Origin of the sequence: Streptomyces chattanoogensis (genome assembly GCF_001294335.1) — a bacterium.
Taxonomy (GTDB): Bacteria; Actinomycetota; Actinomycetes; order Streptomycetales; family Streptomycetaceae; genus Streptomyces; species Streptomyces chattanoogensis.
This window is the reverse complement of sequence record NZ_LGKG01000202.1, coordinates 1-7,434: the sequence shown is the minus strand read 5'-3', so window position 1 is coordinate 7,434 and position 7,434 is coordinate 1. Positions and strand designations below refer to the sequence as shown.

The 7,434-nt window shown below is 70.2% G+C and carries 5 protein-coding genes; all 5 read left to right on the top strand.

All coding sequences use genetic code 11. The features are described 5' to 3' along the window. Window positions 1–373 precede the first annotated feature (373 nt). From ADL29_RS38495 to ADL29_RS38475, 5 genes are read left to right on the top strand one after another with little or no spacing between them, the layout of a single operon-like run. Window positions 374–1,216 carry a DUF8175 domain-containg protein gene (locus ADL29_RS38495; RefSeq protein ID WP_053928122.1) on the top strand — a complete coding sequence of 281 codons (843 nt, stop codon included), beginning with the start codon at window positions 374–376 and terminating at the stop codon, window positions 1,214–1,216. Then, complete coding sequence (locus ADL29_RS38490; protein WP_053928121.1) at window positions 1,191–2,531, top strand: hypothetical protein; 1,341 nt, start codon at window positions 1,191–1,193, stop codon at window positions 2,529–2,531. The genes ADL29_RS38495 and ADL29_RS38490 overlap by 26 nt, the downstream gene beginning before the upstream one ends. Continuing rightward, entirely contained in the window at window positions 2,528–4,090 is a 1,563-nt protein-coding gene (locus tag ADL29_RS38485) for an SCO6880 family protein (RefSeq protein ID WP_053928120.1), read from the top strand. Before ADL29_RS38490 ends, ADL29_RS38485 begins: the two co-directional genes overlap by 4 nt. A gap of 37 nt (window positions 4,091–4,127) precedes the next feature. Beyond that, window positions 4,128–5,597 carry an ATP-binding protein gene (locus ADL29_RS38480; protein WP_053928124.1) on the top strand — a complete coding sequence of 490 codons (1,470 nt, stop codon included), beginning with the start codon at window positions 4,128–4,130 and terminating at the stop codon, window positions 5,595–5,597. Beyond that, the gene (locus tag ADL29_RS38475; protein WP_425424315.1) at window positions 5,594–7,270 is read left to right on the top strand and encodes a type IV secretory system conjugative DNA transfer family protein; all 1,677 of its coding nucleotides are present in this window, start codon (window positions 5,594–5,596) and stop codon (window positions 7,268–7,270) included. Before ADL29_RS38480 ends, ADL29_RS38475 begins: the two co-directional genes overlap by 4 nt. Window positions 7,271–7,434 lie beyond the last annotated feature (164 nt).

Below are 7,434 nucleotides of genomic sequence, written 5' to 3'. Positions count from 1 at the left end.
GCTGCCACCCCCCGTGCCTCCATTCGCCCCCACTGGCCCCACCTCCCCTGCCGAGGCCACATGCTGACGCCCGCTCACCCCGGCCCGCCCCCCTCCCTGCCACGCCTGCGCCACCCCCGCCACCAGCGGGCCGATTGGGCGGGGCGCTGCGCGGGGACAGGTGGTTCCGGAGGGAAGAAGGCCACAGCAGTCGCGGAACAGGCGATGGGGGTAAATGCCCCAGAGTCCCCCATTCGCCTCTACCGCCCAGCATCTGAGGAACCGTCACCGTGAGATGTACTCGTACCACTTCGCCCGAGCCGCCGCCCACGCGGCTACGGTCATATGAAGGCGGCACAACAACGGCGACGGTGGCAGAGGGGGCACAGGCGCGATGAGTCTCAGCGACGACGGCGGCTACGGCGGCGACCGCGGTCCCGAGACGGGCCAGACCCGTACACGGCTTCCCGACAGCGGAGGCGACACCTACGGCTCGGGACGACGCTCCCGAGCCGGCGTCTCCAGCCGCAACCTCGTCACGGCCGTCGGCGTGGTCGTCCTGCTGATCGCCGCCATCGCCTTCGCCAACCGCAGCGACACCGGCAACACCGACGCGGCATCCGACTCCTCCCCCAAATCCAGCACCCCCCAGCCAACCGCCCCCACCGGCACCAAGCCGGTCACCGGCAAGAACGGCGACATCGCGACGGGCTTCGCAAAGACGGAGCAGGGGGCGCAGTCGGCGGCGGCTAACTACGCGGTGGCGTTGGTGTCCGCCAATATCCTCAAGCCCACCGAGCGCCACTCCATCGTTCAGAAAGCCTTCGCACCCGACAAGGTCGAGGAGATGCAGACGAAGCTTGACGGCGCGTACTCGGCCGGTTTCCTCAAGAAGCTCGGCCTCGACGCGAACGGCAACGCGACTCACGGCATGACCTACATCTCCCGCACCGTCCCCGTGGGCACCAAGCTGGTGAAACTCTCCGGCAACACCGCGAGCCTTGAGGTGTGGTGCACCGGACTTTTCGGCGCGGCCGGGGCAAAGTCGACCACTCCGGTGACAAGCGACTGGTTCACCATGCACCTCCAGCTCAAGTGGGCAGACGGCGACTGGAAGGTCGACGGATTCTCCCAGACGGACGGCCCCGCCCCGGTGAACGGCGACAACAAAACGTCCGGCGCAGACCAGATCGCCGAAGCCGTTCAGCAGTATGGAGGGTTCACCTATGCACGGTAACCAGCGGAGGCGCCCGCTCACCGTCACCTCCTTGCTCGTGAGCGTGCAGACCACGGTGTTCATACTGGCCACACGCGCCTTGGCCGCACCAAGCCCCAGCCCGTCGCCCAAGGACAAGTGCGACCTGATCGTCGGCCCCGCCAAGGACTACTGCCAATCCGGCGACAAAGCCCCCTCCGGCACCCCCAAACTCCCCTCCACCAACCCCCTCGACAACAACCCCCTAGACCCCCTCACCTCCCTCGCCAAGGGCTGTGCCAAAGCCGCCGCCTGGATCGTCACCAAGCTCTCCGACGCCGTAAAAGCCACCTCCCAGGTCGACTTCACCAACGCCGCCTTCCTGCGCCAGTACGCCGTCGTCTTCGCCGCCTCCACCGTCCTGACCCTGGTCCTGTGGCTGCTCGCCGTCGCCAAGCGCGCCGTCCGCGGCGTACGGCTCACCGAGGCGATCAGCGAAGCGATCGGCTTCCTCTGGCTGACCGTCCTCGCCTCCGCCTTCACCCCGCTCATCCTCTACACGGTCGTCTCGGCCACCGACGGCGTCACCGAGATCATCGCGAAGGGCACCGGCGCCCAGACCGACACCTTCTTCGGCGCCTTCTCGGAGGCGCTCACCAAGGGGACGGACATCGGCGGCGGCCCCATCATGCTGATCGTCGTCTCGCTGGTGTCCGTGCTCGCCGCCGGCGTCCTCTGGCTCGAGCTGGTGGTCCGCGCCGCCCTGCTGTACGTCGGCGCGCTCCTCGGCACCGTCGTCTACGCCGGCCTGGTCGACAAGAACATGTGGGCGCACGTCCGCCGCTGGGCAGGCATCATGATCGCGGTGATCATGGTGAAACCGGTCATCGTGATAGTGCTGGGCATCGCCGGCGCACTCTCCTCCGACAAGGGCCCCAACGCCTTCTCCGCCGTCGTGTCCGGCCTCGCGATCATCCTGCTCGCCATCTTCGCCAGCGCCATGATCTACCGCTTCGTCCCCGGCTTCGGCGACGAGATCGCGAACTCCCGCAACAACCGGATCATGCAGGGCGCCGAGAACAAGGCGGCCGCCGTCATCAGCTCCCCCGCCGCCCTCGTCCGCCAGGGCATCAACACACACAGCGCCCGCCGCTCCGGCGACGGCGGCAATCAGGGCGGCCAGAGCAACCAGGGCAGCCAGTCCCGGCCGGCCGACGCCGTCGCCGGCGGCGTCGCCGCGCACAGCTCCCGCTCCGGCGGCGACCGGGCCGCGGCCCCCGCTCCCCGTACGAACCCCAACCCCGGTCCGAGCACCAGCGCCCGCACTGGCAAGACAGCAGGAGGTGATGGGCGTTGAGCGCGCAGTCCCACCCGATCGCACCCCGGCGCACGTATCTGATCGGCCGCGCCCGCCCCCACGCGATCGTCGGCAAGAACCGCGAGACCGGCGAGATCGCGCTGATCATCGCGGGCGCGTTCCTCGGCATGATGTGCGGCCTCCTGGTGCCCGTGCTCTCCCTCCGCATCGTCACCCTCACCGGCTTCCCGATGCTCGGCCTCGCCGCCGTCTACGTCCCGTACAAGGGCCGTACGTTCTACAAGTGGTTCGAGATCAACCGCAGCTTCCGCCGCACGGTCCGCAGTGGCGCCACCTACCGCTCCGCCGCCGCCGAGGCGGGCACCCGGCTCGACGGGCGGGAGATCGAGATCGGCCCGCCGCCCGGCATCGGCCGGATCAACTGGCTGTCCGCGCCCTTCGGCCCGGACGAGATCGCCGTACTGCTGCACGCCGACCGCCGGACGGTGACCGCCGCCATCGAGATCGAGGGACCCGGCGTCGGCCTCCGCGACAGCGAGGACCAGGAAGCCCTGGTCGACCGCTTCGGGACGCTCCTCAAGCACGTCGCCAACGGGGACGGCTTCGTCACCCGTCTGCAGATGCTGGCCCGCACCCTCCCGGCCGACCCCGACGCGCACGCCAAGGACGTCGCCCAGCGCGGCGACAAGAACTCCCCCCACTGGCTGCAGGAGTCCTACGACCAGCTCCAGTCGATGGTCTCCACCTCCTCCGAGCAGCACCGCGCCTATCTCGTCGCCTGTATGCACTACACCCGCGAACTGGCCGCCGAGGCGCACACCATGGCACGCGCCGCCCGCACCCAGCACGGCGGCCTGCTCGGCCGGAAGGTGGACCGCGACGCCGGCCTCGCCGTCGTCATGGCCCGCGAGCTCACCGACATCTGCGCCCGCCTGGCGGAGGCCGACATCCGCGTACGCCAGCCCCTCGGCCAGGGCCGCCTCGCCTCCCTCGTGCACTCCATGTACGACCCGGACCACCCCATCGACCACATCCAGGCGATGAGCAAGCGCAACGCCTGGCCGGCCGAACTCGACGCCACCGAGCCGACCTACCTCCAGGCCAAGACCCGCGAGTCGACGACCCGCGCGCCCTGGTGCCACTCCACCGCCTGGGTCAAGGAGTGGCCGCTGACCCCGGTGGGCGTCAACTTCCTCGCGCCCCTCCTCGTCCACACCCCGGACGTGATCCGCACGGTCGCCGTCTGCATGGACCTGGAGCCCACCGAGATCGCCATCGAGCGGATGCTGACGGAGAAGACCAACGACGACGCCGAGGCCAGCCGCGCCGCCAAGATGAACCGCGTCGTCGACCCGCGCGACGTCGCCCACCACGGCCGCGTCGACCAGCGCGGCGAGGACCTGGCCTCCGGCGCCGCCGGCGTCAACCTCGTCGGCTACATCACGGTCTCCTCCCGCTCCCCCGAGGCACTCGCCCGCGACAAGCGCACCATCCGCGCGTCCGCCGGCAAGTCCTATCTCAAGCTGGAGTGGTGCGACCGCGAGCACCACCGGGCGTTCGTCAACACGCTGCCGTTCGCGACCGGGATCCGCCGCTAACGCCGCTAAGCCGCTGGGAGGCGCGTACGTCATGGCCATGTTCGACCCGCTCGGTGCCCTCACCGACGCATTCACCAGCTTCCTGTTCGGGAAGGTGGAGACGACACGGCTGCCCGTACGCACCTCCACCGGCCAGGCCCAGGCCGTCTATCTGCCCACGGCCGCCCCCGGGCTCGGCGACTCCGGTGTGATCATCGGCCGCGAGGTCTACAGCGGCAAGGGCTATATCTACGACCCCTTCCAGCTGTACGGACAGCAGCTCCCGGCGCCCCACTGGCTCGTCCTCGGTGAATCCGGCAACGGCAAGTCCGCGCTGGAGAAGACATACGTCCTGCGCCAGCTCCGGTTCCGCGACCGGCAGGTCGTCGTCCTGGACGCCCAGGGCGAGGACGGCGTCGGCGAATGGAACCTCATCGCCCAGGAGCTGGGAATAACCCCCATCCGCCTGGACCCCACCGCCGCCCTCAACGGCGGCATCCGCCTCAACCCCCTCGACCCCTCCATCACCACCACCGGCCAGCTGGCCCTGCTCCGTACGATCATCGAGGTCGCGATGGGGCGCGGTCTGGACGAACGCTCCGGCTTCGCCCTCAAGGTGGCGCACGCGGCAGTACTCAACGACTTCGGCTCCATGGACAACGCCGGGGGCAGCAACGGCAGCAAGACGCCCTCCAAGCGCCAGCCCGTCCTCACCGACATCGTCGAGCAGCTGCGCCATCCGCAGGCGGAATCCGCCGAGGCCATGAACGTCGACATAGACGATGTACGGGCCTGGGGCCTGGACGTGGCGCTCGTCCTGGACCGCCTGGTCGACGGTGACCTGCGCGGTATGTTCGACGGCCCGACGACGGCGGGCATCGACCTCGACGCGCCCCTGATCGTCTTCGACCTCTCGCATATCGACCGCAACTCCATCGCCATGCCGATCCTCATGGCGATCGTCGGCGTATGGCTGGAGCACACCTGGATCCGTCCCGACCGGAAGAAACGCATCTTCCTGGTCGAGGAGGCCTGGCACATCATCAACTCCCCCTTCGTCGCCCAGCTCTTCCAACGTCTGCTGAAGTTCGGCCGCCGGCTCGGCCTCTCCTTCGTGGCCGTCGTCCACCACCTCAGCGACGTGGTCGACGGTGCGGCCGCCAAGGAGGCCGCGGCGATCCTCAAAATGGCCTCGACCCGCACCATCTACGCCCAGAAGGCCGACGAGGCACGCGCCACCGGCCAGGTCCTCGGCCTGCCACGCTGGGCCGTCGAGATCATCCCGACCCTCACCCCCGGTATCGCGGTCTGGGACGTCAACGGCAACGTCCAGGTCGTCAAACACCTCATCACCGAGGCCGAACGCCCGCTGGTCTACACCGACCGGGCCATGACCGAGGCCTCCTCGATGCCGACCGACGAGGCACGCGCCCTCGAAGCGGCGGCGGACGCCGAGGCCGAGGCACGCGCCGAAGCCATGGCGATGGAACGGCAGTTGCGAGACGAGTCGAGCGAGACGGTGGCGTGACACGCGGATACGAGCGGGAGCGAGACCACGGCAGGTACGGCAGCCGGGACGACTATGACGCCAGGCCCCCGCGCGGCCGCGAGCGCGGCGTCCCCGACGCCCTGCTCATAGGGCTACTGGTCTTCCTGCTCGGCCTGACCCTGCTGGTCTGGACGGCGGCCGGCCTGGCCGGCCTCCTGGCCCACGGCTCCTGGCCGCACGGCGTCACCTACACCGGCACCCCCGTCGCCCTGCGCCACCTCGCAGCCGCCCCACACGACCTGGCCGCAGCCTGGCCCGACACTCCCAAGGACCAGCTCTCCGGTTACGGCCTGTTCTGGGGCCTCTTCATCGGCGAACTGATGGTGCTGCTGGTCCTGACGATCTTCACCCTGGGAACGGTCACCCGCTATCGAGCGGTACGCACCGCACGCCGCCAAGCAGCCGCCACGGCCACCCGCGCACCGGCCCGCGACACGGCGGCGGCCGCCCCCGAGACCGCGACAACGGCCCCCCACACCCACGACACGGCACCTGAGCCCGCACCCGCGCCACCCCCGACTTCTCTCCAGAAACCCCCCGTCACGGCCGGCACTCCCTCCCCCGCCCATGACCTTCATCCCGACCAACGGCCCACGCCCCCACGCAATTCCCCCATCGCCCACAATCCGCCCGAATCATTCGAACGAGTGAACGAGTTGGTCGGGCCCGCAGCGCCGCCCGAAGCGACCACGCCCACCGCCACGCCGCTGCCCCAACCCCGCCTCCCCCGCCTTCACTTCACCCCCGACCGCGCCGCCGCCCGCGCGACCGCAGCCGCCGCCGTAACGGCCGCCGAGGGCCCTCTGGTCATCGCCACCACCGACCCAGCGCTTTGGGCCGACACCAAGGACGCCCGCGCCAAACTCGGCCCCCTGCTCACCTACGACCCCACCCACCGCCTCGACACCCCGGCCCGGCTCCGCTGGTCCCCCACCGCCGGCTGCGAGGACATCGCCACCGCCACCACCCGCGCCGCCGCCCTGCTGGCCCCCGTACGCCCCGCGAGCACCCTGGACTCGGCCGTCGCCGACGCCGCCCAGACCCTGCTGCGCTGCTGGCTGCACGCCGCCGCCATCGACGGACGTCCGTTCCGCCAACTCCACCGCTGGGCCCACGCCTCAGGCGCCGCACAGGAGCCCGTACGCATCCTGCGCACCAGCCCCAAGGCCTCCGCCGGCCAGGCCGGCGAACTGGAGTCCGTCCTCACCGCGCACGCCGAACGCCGCGAAATGGCGAAGGAGTTGCTCGGCCGCACGCTGGCCGCCCTCTCCTCCATCCACATCCGCGACGCCTGCAATCCTCCCCGAGCGGATTCCCTCATTCTCGAATCATTCGTCCATGAGGGGGGAACGCTCTACGTGGTAGGCGAACCCATCGAGGACCCGCGTACCAACCCGGGTGCGATGCCACTGCTCACCGCACTCCTCTCGCACGTGGTCGAGCACGGCCGCCGCATGGCCGAACGGTCATCTGACGGTCGGCTCGACCCACCACTCACCCTGGTCCTGGACGACATCGCGGCCCTCGCCCCCCTGCCGACCCTTCCCGGCCTCCTCGACACCGGCCACACCCGCGGTCTGCTGACCCTCGCCACCATGCGCTCCCAGGAACAGGCCCGCGCCCGCTGGCCCCACCAGCCGCTGCCTGCCTGACAAACCCCGCTACGGGCCCCGTCCACCCCACGCCCACCCCAGCAGCGCGGAGCGACTGACCCCCAAACGCAGAAAAGCCCCGCACCATACGGTGCGGGGCTTTCCCCAAAAATTGTTCGGCGGCGTCCTACTCTCCCACAGGGTCCCCCCTGCAGTACCATCGG

Excerpts from the sequence above, each read along its gene's own strand:
- ADL29_RS38490 (WP_053928121.1), top strand. The coding sequence starts at position 1,191 with ATGGAGGGTTCACCTATGCACGGTAACCAGCGGAGGCGCCCGCTCACC.
- ADL29_RS38495 (WP_053928122.1), top strand. The coding sequence starts at position 374 with ATGAGTCTCAGCGACGACGGCGGCTACGGCGGCGACCGCGGTCCCGAG.
- ADL29_RS38480 (WP_053928124.1), top strand. The coding sequence starts at position 4,128 with ATGTTCGACCCGCTCGGTGCCCTCACCGACGCATTCACCAGCTTCCTG.